This is a genomic window from Nonomuraea longispora (assembly GCF_004348345.1).
GTDB classification, from domain to species: domain Bacteria; phylum Actinomycetota; class Actinomycetes; order Streptosporangiales; family Streptosporangiaceae; genus Nonomuraea; species Nonomuraea longispora.
In genome coordinates this window covers 12,828-28,073 of record NZ_SMJZ01000115.1, presented here as the reverse complement: position 1 = coordinate 28,073, position 15,246 = coordinate 12,828, and the positions used below count along the sequence as shown (strand labels likewise).

Here is a 15,246-nt window from a genome sequence, read left to right as displayed (position 1 = left end):
CCGCAACGCCGTGCCGGCCGGCGCGCCCTCGACGTGCTCGGCGAACTCGGCGATCATCTCGGCGACGGCACCCGGCCGGCTGCGGTGAGCCCAGTGCCCGGCCGTGAGCCTGCGGTGCCACAGCCCGTCCACCCACCGGCCGAACGAGGCCGTGAGCGCGGGCGTCACGAACCGGTCCCGCGTGGCCTCGATGACCTGCACGGGCACATCGGTGACGCGCGGGCCGGGGCCGGGCCCGCCGAGCGTTGCGGCCATGTTGCGCCGGTAGAGCCAGAGCCCGTTGCGCCCGTCCTCGGCCAGGGTGGGCGCCGGATGCCCCGGCCGCGGCGCGACGCCCTCGCGCAGCAGCGTGCGGGTGAGGACCCGCGGCATCACGGAACCCCAGGCCAGTTCGGGAAGCACGGGCAGACGGAACGCCCCGATGTACCACGACCGCAGCCGCTGCGCCGCGACGTCACGCCGCCGCCCGTGCCGCGTGAAGTGCCGCGTCTGCCGCAACCCGGGCCCGCCCAGGCTGGTGAACGAGGCCACCCGGTCTCGGATGCCCTCCCGTGCGATCGCCTCCCACCCCTGCAGCGAACCCCAGTCGTGCCCCGCGAGGTGGACTTTCGGCTTGCCCACGGCGTCGAGCACGGCGCCCAGATCGGCGATCAGGTGGTCGAAGTCGTAGGCGCTGCGGTCCGGCGGAGCCGTGGACCGGCCCGCCCCGCGCACGTCGTAGCGCACCACGTGGAAACGGTCGCGCATAAGCGCGGCCACCTCGTCCCAGACGCGGTGGGTGTCGGGGTAGCCGTGGACGAGAACGATCGTCGGCCTTCCCGGGTCGCCCTCCTCGAACAGCGCCAGCCGTACGTCACCGGACTCCACCCACCGCATCGCGACCTCCTATTGGACGCACCGTCCAGCAGGATAACAACGCCCTTTCCCACCGTGTGGATCACTTGTCGGGGCGGGCCGACAGACCCGTGCAGGAGCGCAGGTCCTCCCAGTCCGCGACCGCCTGCGTCTTCGACGCCCCCTTCATCGGCACCGGGACGCCACCCTGGATGGTGGCCGGGGTCCAGGTGTCCTTGAGCACCTTCCGGCCGTTGATCGTCAGCGTCAGCACCCCGGTCCTGCCCGTGGTCGCGGGGTTGGAGTTGTAGAAGACGAAGTTGCCCATGCCGTAGTTGACGTACGCGTTCTTGAGATATCCGGATCCGAGCAGGATGTGCGCGTGCCCACCGACCACCACGTCGGCGCCCGCCTTCACCAGCTTGGGGGCGAGCGAACGCTGCGCCGGGTTCGGGCACTTCTCCATCTCGGTCCCCCAGTGCAGGTGGACGATCACCGTGTCGGAGTTCTTGCGCGCCTTGCGAACGGCCCTCAGCAGACTCGCCTCGTCCTTGGCCGAGGCCAGCCCGCCCTTGCCGGCCGCGGCCGTCCACGACTGGATGAACTCCGCGTCCATGACCTGCGTGGCCCCGATGATCGCCACCCGGTTGCCGTTCACGGTCCTGCGGTACGCCCGGTACGCCTGCGCCGCGTCCTTCCCGATCCCGACCACGGGGAACCTGCTGCGCTTGATCGCCGACAACGTGTCGGCCAGCCCGTCGTCCATGTAGTCCATGCCGTGGTTGTTGGCCATGGACGCCACGTCGACCCCGGAGGCCTTCAAGGCGCTCAGCGCGCTCGGCGGCGCCCTGAACGTGAACTCCTTGCCCGGCGCCGGCGTCCCCCCGGTGGTGATGGCCGTCTCCAGGTTGACCATGGCTAAGTCGGCCTTGCCCAGCACCTTCGCGATCGGCCCCAGCGCCGTGCGCGGGTTGGAGAGCCGGGGTCGCAACATCCCCTCGAAGTGCACGTCCCCGCCGAAGGCGATCGTGTACGGCCGCCGCTGAGGCGTCGGCTTCGCCGAGGGTGTGGCGGAGGGCGTGGAAGGCGCCCGTTGATGCTCCACCTGCCCGCTCTGCAGCTGCCTCTCCGGCTGCGGCGAGGAGCATGCGGCCAGGGACACGACGACAGCGAGCAACGGGAGGGCATGGGGGAGTCTCATCTACCGCCACTTCCACTCGAATCCTGTCTTCCAGGGATCGAGCATGCCATGTGGGGCGGTTTACCGTGCACTCCTCCCGTTTGACACCAAACCGGACACCGCGTCACGTTGCCGGTCGCCGGCCGGCCTTGGTCGACTCGTCACGCCAGGGGCGGCGGCGCCCACGGGATCCTGCAGATGTGCACGACTGTCACGCGAGTCGGCCTACCAGGTCGCCTTCCTGATGACCGGCCGCGAGACGCCGCCCGGCGGACCATGCAAGGCTTCGGCTCGCACACGTTCCTCTGGCACAACGCCGCGGGCGAGAAGTCACTAGGTGAAGTACCACGTCAAGACACCAAGAATCTGACGGCCGCCCGGCGCCTTGGCATTTCCTGGTCACCGCGCCCGAACGGCCCGCGTCCCTTTCGGGCGCGGGCCGTTCACGTGACAATTCTTCACGATTGCAGGCCGGTCGGCGGCCATTCATCTCGGCCTGGCGAACCTCTTCGGAAAATGCTTTCGATATGAGTGCGGGGGTGCCACTGCTCGGGCAGGCGGAGTCGTGTGGACATCGGGGGCACCTGGCGTGTGCCCTGTGATCAAGCGGGCGGTCAGTGTGTCATGATGGGCAAGTCTTCAGTGCTCAAGTGTGCAGGTGAGCCGGAGTGCGGCGAGGTGTTCCAGGCCTCGTCCGAACGGCCCTGAGAGGTTGTGTCAGCAACTTGCCAGGGCCGTTCTTTATGCGCCGGCCCCTAGGGTGACCATGTCGAACTCACCGTCACGGACGCCCGCGGTGAAAGCCTCCCACTCCGCCGGAGTGAAGACCAGGACGGGCCCGTCCTGCTCTTTACTGTCGCGCAGTGCGACGTCACCGTTGGCCAAGGGGGCGACTTCAATGCAGGCGTCTGCGCCGTTGCAGAAGGTGCTCTTCCGCCAAGCCGCCTCGAAAGGTTGGATGTGCATTCTCTCCCCAAACAGACAAAGGGGCTCCATTGCCCCTTTTGAGGTAGTGGTGGCTAACGCCGCCACAGCATAGCCTTACGCTGGAGGAGCACGCGCGACGCGTCCTCATCCAGCGCCTCCGACCTGAGATGACCGAAGGCCGCCTCATAGCCTGCGACACGGCCGAGGTCTTCGACGAAGTTGGCGGCGTACATCTGTTCGAGATACACCACATCGTCGAAGTCCCGGAACTTCAGGTGGATGAACGCGCTCGTGTTCACCGGATGAAGTGCGTCCAGGGCGAGGACATGGATGCTGACGTGCGGCAACATGGACATCTCCAGGAGATGCTCCATCTGCGCGCGCATCACCGAAGGCTCCCCGAAGCGGCGCGTCAGCGCCGACTCATCCAGCACGACCGTGAGCTCGCAGGGATGGGCCCGGTGCAGAACGCGACGCTGCCGGTCGAGGCGGGCCTCGACACGGCTGCGGACACCGCTGTGCGTGATGCGCGCGATGCCCCGGGAGGCCAGGATGACTTCCCGCGCGTAGTCCTCGGTTTGCAGGAGACCGGGCACGATCTGTGGTTCCCACGATCGTTGTGAGGTCGCCTCCGCCTCAAGCCCGAGGAATCTTGTGTATTCCTCAGGAAGAGTGTCTTCGTAATCTTCCCACCACCCGCGCTGCTCCGCATCCCGCAACAGGCCGAAGAGCTCGTCAAGTTTCTCCGCGTCGATGCGGTAGAGCTCGGCCAGCGCCTTGACGTCGTCGGCGACGGGCATGGTCTTGGCCGCCTCGATGCGGCTGACCTTGCTGGCCGACCAGCCGAGCTCGCGGGCGGCCTTGGCGCCGGTGAGCTTCCTTCGCTCCCGGAGGAGGCGCAACTCCTGCCCGAGGCGGAGCCTGCGTACTGTGGGACTGCCCTGCTGCGATGGCACCGTCCACTCTCCTTGTCGGGAATGAAGGTGTAGCCGGAAGGGGTCGTTTGGAGCCCGGCTTTGGGGGCCGTTCATCCAATCTTACACTGCAAGTTGCACGGATAGTCGCGCCTGGCCTTGCCAAGAAGGCTTTCACGGGGAGAGCGTAGGAGCAAGGCGAGCTCCGTCAGGCGGCGGAATAGGGACGAAATGGACGTGTTCCATGCCAGCCCACTCCGACTCTTGATGCTTCCTGTGCAACTTGCACCGCAAGGCAAGAAGCAAGTCGCGAAGAAAGTTAAATCTTCCCTTGCCTAAAGTATTGCAGCATCGCGGACCTGGGGGGACGATCGATCTCAGGAGGGACCTCGGATGGTGAGGAGGCCGCACATGATCACACGGCCGTACGCATCGGGCCTCCCGACCACGAACGCGCGCCCCCAGCCGGGCCGCCTCGCCGGCAACGTCGCCGTCCCGGAACTCAGAATCCACCCCAGGGAGGCCGCTTGCCGGAAGGACCATCTCATCGCCTGACCGCTCAACGAGAGTCCGCTCATTCGAGCACGAGAAAAGCCGGTCCGCGGCCGACATCCGACTCGCCGCACATGGGCTGCCACCCTGCGACGAGGCCGGCCATCAGCCGCCGGACCGGCACAGAAGCCACCTCAAAATGCCGCGAAAGGGGTCTTCTATGTACTCACAAGGTACCAAGGGACTCAGCCGAATCAAGTCCCGGATCCGGGAACTCGTCGCATGGGCCGACCGGGATATCTGCATGGAACCCGACGAGTTCGCCCACCGGATGGGCTGGACCGTCGAGCGCACGGGGTTCGGCGCCCGCCGATACCGCGACCCGCGCTTCGACCAGCTCCGCCTCCCACACCGCGTGACGGAGGAGGTGTCTTGACGTGCCGAGGAACCCGCGCAACCAGATCTACCCCGGCTACGAGGACCTGCCCGCCGCCGGCCGGAGCGGCCCGCTCGTCAGGCTCTGGCGGATCCGTACGGAGCTGCTGCTCGCCGCGGCGCTGGCGATCTTCACGCTGACGCTGCTCGACGCCACCCAGCAGGGCCGGTGGATGCCGTTCATCCTGTTGAGCAGCGCCATCTCGGTGCCGGCCGCCACGAGGACCGGCCGCAACTGGATCACCTCCCACGTCTGGTGCGTGATCTCCCGCCACCGCCTGCAGCGGGTCTGCCTGGAGACGACGATGCACACCAGGGCGGGCCGGATCCCGCTGGTGCTCTGGATCACGCCCACGTCGAGGGGCGAGAAGGCGCTGATCCTCACGAGGGCGGGGATCTGCGCCGAGGAGTTCGAGGCGTACAGCGAGGAGATCGCCGCGGCGTGCTGGGCCAGGAGCACGAATGTCTACCGGCACCGCACTCGCTCGCAGTTCGTCGTCGTGGAGATCGTCCGGCGCGACAAGGCGCCGGGTGCGGTCTCCCCCGGCCTGGACAGGTTGTACGGCCGCCGCGCGTGGGTCTCGCTGCGGCCCGACTTCGAGGAGCCGCCTGATCTGCGCGCTGACGCCGCGCTGACGCGGGCCGGCCACTAGACCTGGGGGACCGCGCCACCCCAGGGCAAAGCCCCGGAGACCGCGGGGGCTCCGGGGCTTCCCCATGCGCCCACGGCGTTCTGTCACGTACTGTTCAGCCGAGTGCCGGTCAGGATTTCACCAACCGGGGTGATCAACGCACATTAGGGTGTCGCGCGTGACTATCGCACCAGAAGAGGACCGCCTGAACGCCCAGATCGCCTTCGCCATCGAGATCGACAAGTTGAAGCGGATCATCCGCCGCAACCATCTCATCGACGGTTCGCGACGGGAGAACACCGCAGAGCACTCCTGGTACGTGGGCACGTTGGCGATGGTCCTCGGCGAGCACGCCCCACCGGGAACCGACCTCCAACGGGTGGTCGCCATGCTGCTGGTGCACGACCTGGTGGAGATCGACGCCGGTGACACCTTCATCTACGACCCGGTGGCCGTCACCGCCCAGGAAGAGGCCGAGCGGGCCGCCGCCGACCGCATCTTCGGCCTGCTGCCCGCCGACCAGGCGACGTGGATGCGGGAGTTGTGGGACGAGTTCGAGGAGCGGAAGACGCCGGAGGCGAAGTTCGCCAAGGCGCTCGACCGGTTCGCCCCGATCCTGGCCAACCACCACACGGAGGGCGGCACCTGGCCGCTGTTCAAGGTGACGGCCGCCCAGGTCAGGCAGAAGGTACGGATCATCGAGGAGGGGTCGCCGTCGCTCGGTGCGTACGCGCGGGAGCTGGTCGATCTCTCCGTGGCCCGAGGGCACCTGTCCGAGTGATGCCCTCATGCCCGGGGTAGGGGACTTGTCGTGAAAGAGGAAGTGCGGGCGAAGCGTCGGCAACTACGGGGTTTCGCCGGGCCGGTCGCCCTCGCCGATCGACTCGAGAAGTCGAAGGTCATGGACAAAGCCGTCAGGGCGCTGGCGAAGACCATACGCCGGCGCATCCCCCAAGGACGGGTACGCGACCTGCTGCACGGTGTACCCACCGGCAAGCCGCTGCATCCGCCGCTGGCCACGGTGAGTCTCGGCTGCTGGATGTCGGCCTCCGTGCTGGACCTGGCGCGCGCCGACCCCCGGGCCTCGCGCCTGCTACTGGCCGCCGGCATCGCCAACGCGCTGCCGACGGCCGCGGCCGGGCTGACCGACTGGTCGTCGCTCCACCGCGAGCAGCAGCGGGTGGGCTTCGTGCACATGGCCTCGAACGTGGCCGCCCTCGGCCTGTACTCGGCGTCACTGCTGGCCCGGCTGCGCGGGCACGAGCGCCCCGGCAGGCTGCTGTCGTTCGCCGGGCTCGGCGTGGGCTCGCTCGGCGCCTATCTCGGCGGGCACCTGGCCTACCGGCAGGCGGCCGGAGCCAACCACGCCCCGCAGGTCACGCATCTGGTCCCGCTGGGCTGGCACGACCTGTGCCCGCTGAGAGACCTGCCGGACGGCCGTCCTGTGGCGCGCAGGCTCGGCTACATCCAGCTCTTCGTGCTGCGCCAGGGCGAGGCCGTGACCGTGCTCGGCGACCGCTGCCCCCATCTGGCCGGGCCGCTGCACCAGGGCAGGCTCGTCATGGAGGACGGCGAGGCGTGCGTGGTGTGCCCGTGGCACAGCAGCACGTTCCGCTTGACGGACGGCTCGGTGAAGCACGGCCCCGCGACCGCCCCCGCGCCCATGTTCGAGACGCGCGTCAGGCGCGACGGCACGCTCCAGGTGCGCCCGGCCTTGACCTGAACTTAGCTTGAGGTCCTACGTTCGGCGCATGGGCAAGATTCTGGTGACCGGCGCGACCGGCAACGTAGGCAGGCATGTGGTGACCCGGCTGGCGAAGGCCGGGCTGGAGGTGCGGGCGCTCGCCAGGGATCCCGTACGAGCGCAACTGCCCGTCGAGACCGTACGCGGTGACCTGACCGACCCCGAGAGCCTGGAGCCGGCACTCGACGGCGTGGAAAGCGTGTTCCTGCTCTGGCCGACGACCTCGGCCGAGAGCGCCGCGCGCACGATCACGGCGATCGCCAAGCACGCGCGGCGCGTCGTCTACCTTTCGGCGGACGCGGAGGATGCGGCGGACGACGAGGAGCCGTCGTACTTCCACCATGGGGTGGAGCGGCGGATCCGGCACTCGGGGGTCGGCTGGACGTTCCTGCGGCCCGGCGGGTTCGCGGCCAACACGCTCATGTGGGCCGCCCAGATCAGGCAGGGCGTCGTACGCTGGCCGTTCGGGCGGGCCGCCAGGGCGCTGATCCACGAGAAGGACATCGCGGCCGTGGCCGTGCACGTGCTCACCTCCGCCGGGCACAACGGCGCGACCTACGCGCTCACCGGCCCCGAGCAACTCACCCAGGCCGAGCAGGTACGCATCATCGGCGAGGTGCTCGGCCGCGAGGTGCGCTGGGAGGAGTTGCCCGTCGAGCAGGCCCGTGAACAACTTCTGGCGGCCTGGGGCGACCCGTCCTTCGTGGACCTGGCGTTGCAGGGGTGGGAGAGGTTCGTGACCCGCCCCGAGCGGGTCACCGGCACCGTGGAGCGGCTGCTCGGGCGGCCCGCGCTGACGTTCCGCCAGTGGGCCGAGGACCGCGCGGCGGACTTCAGCTGACCTCGTCGGCGGGGTGCTCGACGAGGGCGAGGATGCGGCTGGACATGAACCGGGCCGTACGCACCGGGGTGCCGGTCCTGGTGACCTCGCTGACCTCGACGAGCCCCCGCCGCGTGTTCACCTCGACCCGCCGGCCGGCGCGGGTGGCCCTGATCTCGTAGGTACGCGGTGATCCTCCCGCGTCGATGACGATCTCCACCCGATCACCCTTCATGTACGGATTCATACCCATATAGACATGAATTTATCCGTACACCAGTACGATAATTGCCGCGATTCCCACGCACACGATGACCCCGCGCAACGCGGGTGCCGGGATGCGCCGGCCCAGCCTGGCTCCCAGGAACCCGCCGGCCATCGCGCCCAGCGCCACCCCGGCCACGGCCTGCCAGTCGACGTCGGCGACCACCGTGAACAACACCGCGGCCACGGCGTTGACCAGCAGCGCGAGCACGTTCTTCGCGGCGTTCACCCGCTGGAGGCCGTCGTCGAGGAAGATGCCGATCAACCCGATCAGCAGCACACCCTGGGCGGCCCCGAAGTAACCGCCGTAGACGCCCGAGGCCAGCACGCCCAGCCACAACGCCGCGCCGCCGTGCGGATGCCCGCGCCCACGCCGCTCGGCCAGCCACGCGTTGAGCCGCGGCTGCACCATGACAAGCAGGCAGGCCAGCGCGATCAGCGCGACGACGACCACCTCGAACACGTCGGGATCGAGGAACAGCAGCAGGATGCCGCCGATCAGAGCGCCGAACGCCGAGGCCGCGCCCAGGCGCACCAGGCGCTCGCGCTGGCCCTGCAGCTCGACGCGGTAGCCGTAGGCGGCCGTGAAGGAGCCGGGCACCAGCCCGATGGTGTTGGACACGTTGGCGGTGACGGGATCGACGCCCACCGCCACCAGTGTGGGGAACGTGATCAGCGACCCCGACCCGACGACCGCGTTGATGGCGCCCGCCATCACCCCGGCCGCGCAGACCACGGCCAGCTCCCACCCCGTCACAAACCCTCCTTGCCCCGAGAGACCCGCTCGTCGGACCGCCGCCCGGCCATGCCTAGGACCGGAGTGTCAGCCCTCGCAGCGGGTCGTTCACTGGGTGTCCGAGCTCTTGGGGGGTGTGAAAAGACCGCCGAGATTTTCCAGCGCCTTGCCCATCTCCGACGGCACGATCCAGATCTTATTGGCCTCGCCCTTGGCGATCTCCGGCAGGGTCTGCAGGTATTGGTAGGCCAGCAGCTGCTGGTCGGGCTTTCCCTCGTGGATGGCCCTGAAGACCATGCCGATCGCGTCGGCCTGCCCCTTGGCCCGCATGGCCTGGGCCTCGGCGTCGGCCTGGGCGCGCAGCACGGCCGCCTCGGCCTCGCCCCGCGCCCGCAGCACCGCGGCCTGCTTCTCGCCCTCGGCCGCGAGGATCGAGGCTTGGCGGTGCCCCTCCGCCGTCAGGACCGCGGCCCGTTTGTCGCGGTCGGCGCGCATCTGCTTCTCCATCGAGTCCTGGATGGAGGCCGGCGGGTCGATGGCCTTGAGCTCGACCCGGTTGACCCGGATGCCCCACTTGCCGGTGGCGTCGTCGAGCACGCCGCGCAGCGCGGTGTTGATGTCCTCGCGCGAGGTCAGCGTGCGTTCGAGATCCATGCCGCCGACGACGTTGCGCAGCGTCGTGACCGTGAGCTGCTCGACGCCGGTCAGGAAGTTGGCGATCTCGTACGTAGCCGCCTTGGGGTTGGTGACCTGGAAGTAGATGACGGTGTCGATGGAGACGACCAGGTTGTCGGAGGTGATCACCGGCTGCGGCGGGAACGACACCACCTGCTCGCGCAGGTCGATCAGGTCCTTGATGCGGTCGATGAACGGCACCACCAGGTTGAGCCCCGGCGTCAGCGTGCGGTGGTAGCGGCCGAGGCGCTCGATGATGGCGGCCGTGGCCTGCGGGATGATGCGGATCGTGCGTGCCACCGCGAAGCCCACCGCCGCGACCACGACAAGGGCGACGATGAGCTGCTCGATGGACATGGCGACGCTCCGAAGCCGACGGTACCGACTCCGTAGATCTTATTTGGTTTCTGCCATCCGCAGTGTCCGGTCAGGCTCGGGCGACTTTTATCGGCATAAATGGCGACCTAGTGAGGACGCGCGTACCAGCGGCCCTCACCGCTGCGCTCCAGCGACAGCGGCACCCCGAACGTGTGCGACAGGTTGTCGGACGTCATCACGTGCTCCAGCGGCCCTTGCGCCACCACGGAGCCGTGCCGCAGCAGCAGCCCGTGCGTGAACCCCGCCGGGACCTCCTCCACGTGGTGCGTCACCAGCACCAGCGTCGGCGAACGGTAGTCGCCCGCCAGCAGCGACAGACGGCGCACCAGATCCTCACGCCCGCCCAGGTCGAGACCAGCGGCTGGCTCGTCGAGCAGCAACATCTCCGGGTCCGGCATGAGCGCGCGGGCGATCTGCACCCGCTTGCGCTCGCCCTCGGACAACGTGCCGAACCGCCGCCTGATCAGGTGGGCCGCGCCCATCATGTCGATCAGCTCGACGGCCCTGGTGACGTCGTTGGAGTCGTACTCCTCCGTCCAGCGACCCATGATCGCGTACGACGCGGTCAGCACGAGGTCGATGACCTTCTCCTCGGGCGGGATGCGCTCGGCCAGCGCGGCGCTCGCCAGCCCGATCCGCGGCCGCAGGTCGAAGACGTCCGCCTGCCCCAGCCGCTCGCCGAGCACCTCGACCAGGCCCTCACTCGGATAGAGCAACGTGGCAGCGACCTGCAGCAACGTGGTCTTACCCGCGCCGTTGGGGCCGATGACCACCCAACGCTCGTCCTCGTTGACCGTCCAGTCGATGCCGCGCAGCAGGGCCGCTCCGTCGCGCCTGACGGCGACGTCCTGGAGCCGCAGCACCTGACCACCCATCCCCGAATCCCTCCTTCAGGAGTCACCCACGGGACAAACCTATTGCAGGGCGAGCGCTTATCGTGGATCGGTGCGCCCTGAATCGCCTGTCTGTCCCTGCCTGGTCGCCTGGGGGAACGCCTGGCTCGCCGGTCACGTCGGCCTCGACGAGGCGGCTGACCACGTCGAAGCCGCCGGCGGACCCGTTGTCGCGGGCGACGTTCCGTTGCGTAAATACCTCGCAAATCTCCGCGTGGACGGCCTGCGCGAGCTGCGGCTCGCCCTGCCGGCGCCCGGCGACCCGCTGGGCCTGTCGGGCCCGCCGTCGTTCAACTCGGCCGCGGTCGACATCGGCCAGGCCGCCATCGCCGTGACCGGCGACCAGAACATCGGCCTGCTGCCCCTGCCGGACCAGCGCGGATCGTCCTACGTCGGCGTGCGCCTGGAAGTGCACGGCTCCGGCCCCGTACGCCATGACCTGCCCTCGCTCGCCGAGGCCGAGCGCGACCTGTCCGACGCGATGCGGTCGGCCACCGAGGCGCTGACCTCCGTCGACGGGCCGGTCGGCGACCGGCCCGGCCGGCTGGGGCGGCGCGGCGGCGAGCTCGCGCCCGGCTATCCGGCCCGCGCCCACCGCGTGTCCACCCTCGCCACGCGGCTGGCCACCGTGCTGCGCCTGGCCGACGATCGCGGCCTCACCACCGGCCAGGTCGCGGCGCGCGGAGAGGCGCTGCGCGAGCTCGACCGTGCGGTACGCCGCGCGCTCGTGGCCGCCCACCACGCGATCTTCGAGCCGGTCAGGAACCAGTAGCGCCGGCGGCCCGCGCGGTCAGCCGAGGCCGTGCCGCACGGCGTAGAGGGCGGCCTGGGTGCGGTCCTGCACGCCGAGCTTCATGAGCACGTTGGACACGTGGGTCTTGACCGTCTTCTCCGCCACGGCGAGACTCCTCGCGATCTCCCTGTTGGACCGCCCGGCCGCGATGAGCGCCAGCACCTCCCGCTCGCGTTCGGTCAGCGGCACCGGCCCCGGAACGCCGGACGCGCCGTCAGGGGAGGCCAGCACCGCCTCCGCCGCCTCGGGCGCGAGCAGCACCTGACCGCCGTGCACCGCGCGCACCGCCTGGACCAGCGCGGACGGATCGACGTCCTTGTAGAGGAACCCGGACGCCCCCGCGCGCATCGCGGGCCCCACGTCGGACCGGTCGCTCACCGACGTCAGCACGACGATCCTGGTCGCCGTGCCGGTCAGCCGCTCCAACGCGCCGAGGCCGTCGAGCACGGGCATCTTCAGATCCAGGAGCAGCACGTCGGGGCAGAGCTCGCCGACCAGCTCGACGGCCCGCGCCCCGTCGCCCGCCTCGGCCACCACGGTGATGTCGTCCTGAAGGTCGAGGAACGTACGCAGCCCCTGACGCACCACCGGGTGATCGTCGGCGATCAGCACCCGGATCACGCGCCCACCTCCACCCGCACCGTGGTCCCCCTGCCCGGGGCCGACTCGACGGTCATGGCGCCCCCGACCGACTCGGCCCTGTCACGCATCGACACCAGGCCGAGGCCGCGCGAGCCGGCCTGCTCGAAGCCTCTGCCGTCGTCCTCGACGGTCAACACCAGCTTGCCCTCCTCGTATGCCAGGAGCACCGAGACGCGGGACGCCTCGGCGTGCCTGAGCGCGTTGTGCAGCGCCTCCTGGGCCACCCTGAGCACCGCCACCTCCACCGCCGGGTCGAGCGGCGGCAGCTCGTGGCACTCGAACCCGACCAGGGACGGGTGAAGCCGGTCGAGCATGCGCACGTGCTTGCGCAGCGTCTCCGTCAGGCCGTGCCGGTCGAGGTCGGCGGGTCGCAGCTCGACGATCACGGCGCGCAGCTCCGTCAGGGCCTCGCCGGCCAGGCGCTGGACCCGCTCCAGCTCGGGCGCGACCTTGTCGGGCGCCTTGTCGAGCATGGCCTGCGCCGCCTGGGCAGTCAGCCTGAGCGAGAACAACTTCTGCGTGACCGCGTCATGCAGCTCGTGGGCGACCCGGTTGCGCTCCTCCAGCATGGCCAGCTCGCGTCCGCGCTCGTAGAGGCGGGCGTTGGTCAGGGCGATCGCGGCGTGCGCGGCGAAGAGTGTCAGGAGGTCCTGGTCGTCCTGCGTGAAACCGCCGGGCGTGCGCTTGTTGGCCAGGAAGATGATGCCGAGCACCTCGTCGCCGTCGCGGATCGGCACGCCCAAAAAGTCCTTCATCACCGGGTGGGCCTTCGGCCACCACTCGAACCGCGGATCGTCACGCAGGTCGGGCAGCCGGGCCGGAACGCCCTCGCGCAGCATCGCACCCAGCATGCCGTGCTGTCTCGGCAGCGGCCCGATCGCGTCCCACTGCTTGTCGGTGATGCCCTCGGCGACGAACTCCGCGAACGACCCGTCGTCGTCCGGCACGCCCAGCGCGGCGTAACGGGCGTCGAGCAGGCGCTGCGCCGAGCGTACGATGACCTGCAGCACCTCGCGGACCGACAGATGGCGGGTGACCGCGAGCACCGCGGAGCTCACCGCGTACAGGACTTCCTCTCGGTCGGTGGCCACGCCCCCACCCTATGGTCCTAGGACGATGTGCCCAGGCGCGGTCCGGTCCTCAGCCTGATGCCCGCCGCGCGCCGCGTTCCTAACGTCGTGGACATGACGAACACCGCACTCATCACCGGCGCGTCCCGCGGCCTCGGCCTCGCCCTGGCGAGGTCCCTGGCGGGAGCGGGATGGAACCTCGTACTCACCGCCCGCGGCGCCGACGACCTGCAACGGGTCGCCGCCGAGCTGGACGCCACCGCCGTGCCCGGCGACGTGACGGACCCGGCGCACGTCGTACGGCTCGCCAGGGCCGCACCCCGGCTCGACCTCCTCGTCAACAACGCCAGCGACCTGGGCGTGACCCCGTTGCCGCCACTCGCGGGCTACCCGCTGGAGGGGTTCAGGACGCTGCTGGAGACCAACGTGACCGCTCCACTCGCCCTCATCCAGGCCACGCTGCCCGCCCTTCGGGCCTCACAGGGCTCGGTGGTCAACATCACCTCCGACGCCGCCACGGGCCCGTACGAGGGCTGGGGCGGCTACGGGGCCACCAAGGCCGCACTGGAGCAGCTGTCCAACGTGTTGTCCGCCGAAGAGCCCGAGCTGCGCGTCTGGTGGGTGGACCCCGGCGAGATGAACACTCGCATGCTGGCCGACGCCGTGGGCGCCGAGGAGGCCGGTGCCGCCACCGACCCCGCCAAGGTCGCCACGGCGCTGCACGACCTCGTCACCGCCCGCCCTGCCAGCGGGAAGGTGAGCCTGCAATGACCGCGTCGCTGACCGGCGCGCTCGACTTCTCGCTGCCGCCCGGCCTTGCCGCCCACGAACCGCCCGAAGCGAGAGGAACGGCCAGGGACGCGGTACGCCTGTTGGTCTCGCGCGGCGACCTCGACCCCGGCCACCACCGCTTCGCCGACCTGCCCCGGCTGCTCGACCCCGGTGACCTGATCGTCGTGAACAACTCGGCGACCCTGCCGGCCGCCGTCCGGCTCGACCGGCTGGCCGTGCACTTCTCGACCGCGCGGGAGGACGGCACGTGGCTGGTGGAGCTGCGCCGCCGTACGTCCGTGGCGTCCGAACCCTACGGCGGCGGCGCGCCGGGCGAATGGCTGCCGCTGCCGGGGCGGGCCACGCTGCGGCTGATCGAACGGGAGACGCCACGGTTGTGGCGGGCCGAGCTCGACCGGGACGTGAACCGCTACCTGCGCGCTCACGGGGTGCCGATCCGCTACTCGTACGTGGAGCGGGACTGGCCGATCGAGGACTACCAGACGGTGTTCGCGACCGTGCCGGGCAGCGCCGAGATGCCGAGCGCGGCCCGGCCGTTCACCGCGCACCTCGTGGCGGCGCTCGTGGCGCGCGGGATCGGGATCGCGCCGATCACCCTGCACACGGGGGTCGCCTCGCCGGAGAAGGACGAGCCGCCCTACGCCGAACGGTACGACGTGCCCGGCCCCACGGCGCGGCTGGTGAACCTGGCCAGGGAGAACGGCAACCGGGTGGTGGCCGCGGGCACGACCGTCGTACGCGCTCTGGAGACGGCCGCGGCCGGCGACGCGGACGGGCGCGTGGCCGCGTCGGCGGGCTGGACCCGGCACATCGTCACCCCCGAACACGGCGTACGGGCCATCACGGGGCTGATCACAGGACTGCACGAGCCGCGTTCCAGCCACCTGCTGATGCTGAGCGCGGTCGCGGGCGAGCACGTGCTGGCGCGGGCGTACGAGGCGGCGCTGCGGGAGCGGTATCTGTGGCACGAGTTCGGCGACACCCATTTGATCCTGCGGAACTAGGCTGTGCGGGCGCCCGGGCCC

Annotated in this window: 18 protein-coding genes; 8 read left to right on the top strand and 10 right to left on the bottom strand. The window is 70.1% G+C overall.

The features are described from left to right. From E1267_RS26840 to E1267_RS26820, 4 genes are all read right to left on the bottom strand, one after another. Positions 1 to 876, bottom strand: an 876-nt coding sequence (locus E1267_RS26840; RefSeq protein WP_132336182.1) for an alpha/beta fold hydrolase, incomplete at its 3' end; no start/stop codon positions are given. Between the two features lie 61 nt (positions 877 to 937). Beyond that, complete coding sequence (locus E1267_RS26835) at positions 938 to 2,035, bottom strand: CapA family protein (RefSeq protein ID WP_132336181.1); 1,098 nt, start codon at positions 2,033 to 2,035, stop codon at positions 938 to 940. A gap of 720 nt (positions 2,036 to 2,755) precedes the next feature. Next, entirely contained in the window at positions 2,756 to 2,980 is a 225-nt protein-coding gene (locus E1267_RS47425; RefSeq protein ID WP_132336179.1) for a DUF397 domain-containing protein, read from the bottom strand. Positions 2,981 to 3,033: 53 nt separating this feature from the next. Beyond that, positions 3,034 to 3,897, bottom strand: a complete 864-nt coding sequence (locus E1267_RS26820; RefSeq protein ID WP_132336178.1) for a helix-turn-helix domain-containing protein — start codon at positions 3,895 to 3,897, stop codon at positions 3,034 to 3,036. Positions 3,898 to 4,651: 754 nt separating this feature from the next. Between E1267_RS26820 and E1267_RS47420 the strand changes: the two genes are divergently transcribed. The 5 genes from E1267_RS47420 to E1267_RS26800 all read left to right on the top strand — a co-directional run bounded on the left by E1267_RS47420 (position 4,652) and on the right by E1267_RS26800 (position 7,999). Further along, positions 4,652 to 4,783, top strand: coding sequence for a hypothetical protein (locus E1267_RS47420; RefSeq protein WP_269129010.1), 132 nt, complete (start codon positions 4,652 to 4,654; stop codon positions 4,781 to 4,783). Position 4,784: 1 nt separating this feature from the next. Next, positions 4,785 to 5,435 carry a hypothetical protein gene (locus E1267_RS26815; protein WP_132336176.1) on the top strand — a complete coding sequence of 217 codons (651 nt, stop codon included), beginning with the start codon at positions 4,785 to 4,787 and terminating at the stop codon, positions 5,433 to 5,435. A 148-nt stretch (positions 5,436 to 5,583) separates the two neighbouring features. Next, a complete protein-coding gene (locus tag E1267_RS26810; RefSeq protein WP_132336174.1) occupies positions 5,584 to 6,195 on the top strand; it encodes an HD domain-containing protein in 612 nt (203 codons plus the stop codon). A gap of 30 nt (positions 6,196 to 6,225) precedes the next feature. After that, positions 6,226 to 7,137 carry a Rieske (2Fe-2S) protein gene (locus E1267_RS26805; protein WP_246064282.1) on the top strand — a complete coding sequence of 304 codons (912 nt, stop codon included), beginning with the start codon at positions 6,226 to 6,228 and terminating at the stop codon, positions 7,135 to 7,137. 28 nt (positions 7,138 to 7,165) lie between these two features. Beyond that, positions 7,166 to 7,999 carry an NmrA family NAD(P)-binding protein gene (locus E1267_RS26800; RefSeq protein WP_132336172.1) on the top strand — a complete coding sequence of 278 codons (834 nt, stop codon included), beginning with the start codon at positions 7,166 to 7,168 and terminating at the stop codon, positions 7,997 to 7,999. On the opposite strand, the gene E1267_RS26795 is transcribed toward E1267_RS26800, so the two are convergent. From E1267_RS26795 to E1267_RS26780, 4 genes are all read right to left on the bottom strand, one after another. Then, positions 7,992 to 8,213 (bottom strand): hypothetical protein, encoded by a 222-nt coding sequence (locus E1267_RS26795; RefSeq protein ID WP_132336171.1) that lies wholly within the window; start codon positions 8,211 to 8,213, stop codon positions 7,992 to 7,994. The genes E1267_RS26800 and E1267_RS26795 overlap by 8 nt on opposite strands. 30 nt (positions 8,214 to 8,243) lie before the next feature. Then, positions 8,244 to 8,999, bottom strand: coding sequence for a sulfite exporter TauE/SafE family protein (locus tag E1267_RS26790; RefSeq protein ID WP_132336169.1), 756 nt, complete (start codon positions 8,997 to 8,999; stop codon positions 8,244 to 8,246). Between the two features lie 87 nt (positions 9,000 to 9,086). Further along, positions 9,087 to 10,010: an SPFH domain-containing protein gene (locus E1267_RS26785; RefSeq protein WP_201761801.1), complete on the bottom strand. Its 924-nt coding sequence runs from the start codon at positions 10,008 to 10,010 to the stop codon at positions 9,087 to 9,089. Between the two features lie 107 nt (positions 10,011 to 10,117). Further along, complete coding sequence (locus E1267_RS26780) at positions 10,118 to 10,906, bottom strand: ABC transporter ATP-binding protein (RefSeq protein WP_132336167.1); 789 nt, start codon at positions 10,904 to 10,906, stop codon at positions 10,118 to 10,120. A 70-nt stretch (positions 10,907 to 10,976) separates the two neighbouring features. On the opposite strand from E1267_RS26780, the gene E1267_RS26775 reads away from it, so the two are divergent. Next, complete coding sequence (locus tag E1267_RS26775; protein WP_165959802.1) at positions 10,977 to 11,696, top strand: hypothetical protein; 720 nt, start codon at positions 10,977 to 10,979, stop codon at positions 11,694 to 11,696. A gap of 18 nt (positions 11,697 to 11,714) precedes the next feature. Here E1267_RS26775 and E1267_RS26770 read toward each other — a convergent pair whose 3' ends face one another. Then, positions 11,715 to 12,338 (bottom strand): response regulator, encoded by a 624-nt coding sequence (locus E1267_RS26770; RefSeq protein ID WP_132336165.1) that lies wholly within the window; start codon positions 12,336 to 12,338, stop codon positions 11,715 to 11,717. Continuing rightward, on the bottom strand, positions 12,335 to 13,450 hold the full coding sequence (locus E1267_RS26765) for a GAF domain-containing sensor histidine kinase (protein ID WP_181957846.1): 1,116 nt from the start codon (positions 13,448 to 13,450) through the stop codon (positions 12,335 to 12,337). The genes E1267_RS26770 and E1267_RS26765 overlap by 4 nt, the downstream gene beginning before the upstream one ends. A gap of 93 nt (positions 13,451 to 13,543) precedes the next feature. On the opposite strand from E1267_RS26765, the gene E1267_RS26760 reads away from it, so the two are divergent. Together E1267_RS26760 and E1267_RS26755 are read left to right on the top strand one after the other, a co-directional pair. Beyond that, entirely contained in the window at positions 13,544 to 14,200 is a 657-nt protein-coding gene (locus E1267_RS26760; protein ID WP_132336163.1) for an SDR family oxidoreductase, read from the top strand. After that, positions 14,197 to 15,225 carry an S-adenosylmethionine:tRNA ribosyltransferase-isomerase gene (locus tag E1267_RS26755; RefSeq protein WP_132336162.1) on the top strand — a complete coding sequence of 343 codons (1,029 nt, stop codon included), beginning with the start codon at positions 14,197 to 14,199 and terminating at the stop codon, positions 15,223 to 15,225. Before E1267_RS26760 ends, E1267_RS26755 begins: the two co-directional genes overlap by 4 nt. Positions 15,226 to 15,246 lie beyond the last annotated feature (21 nt).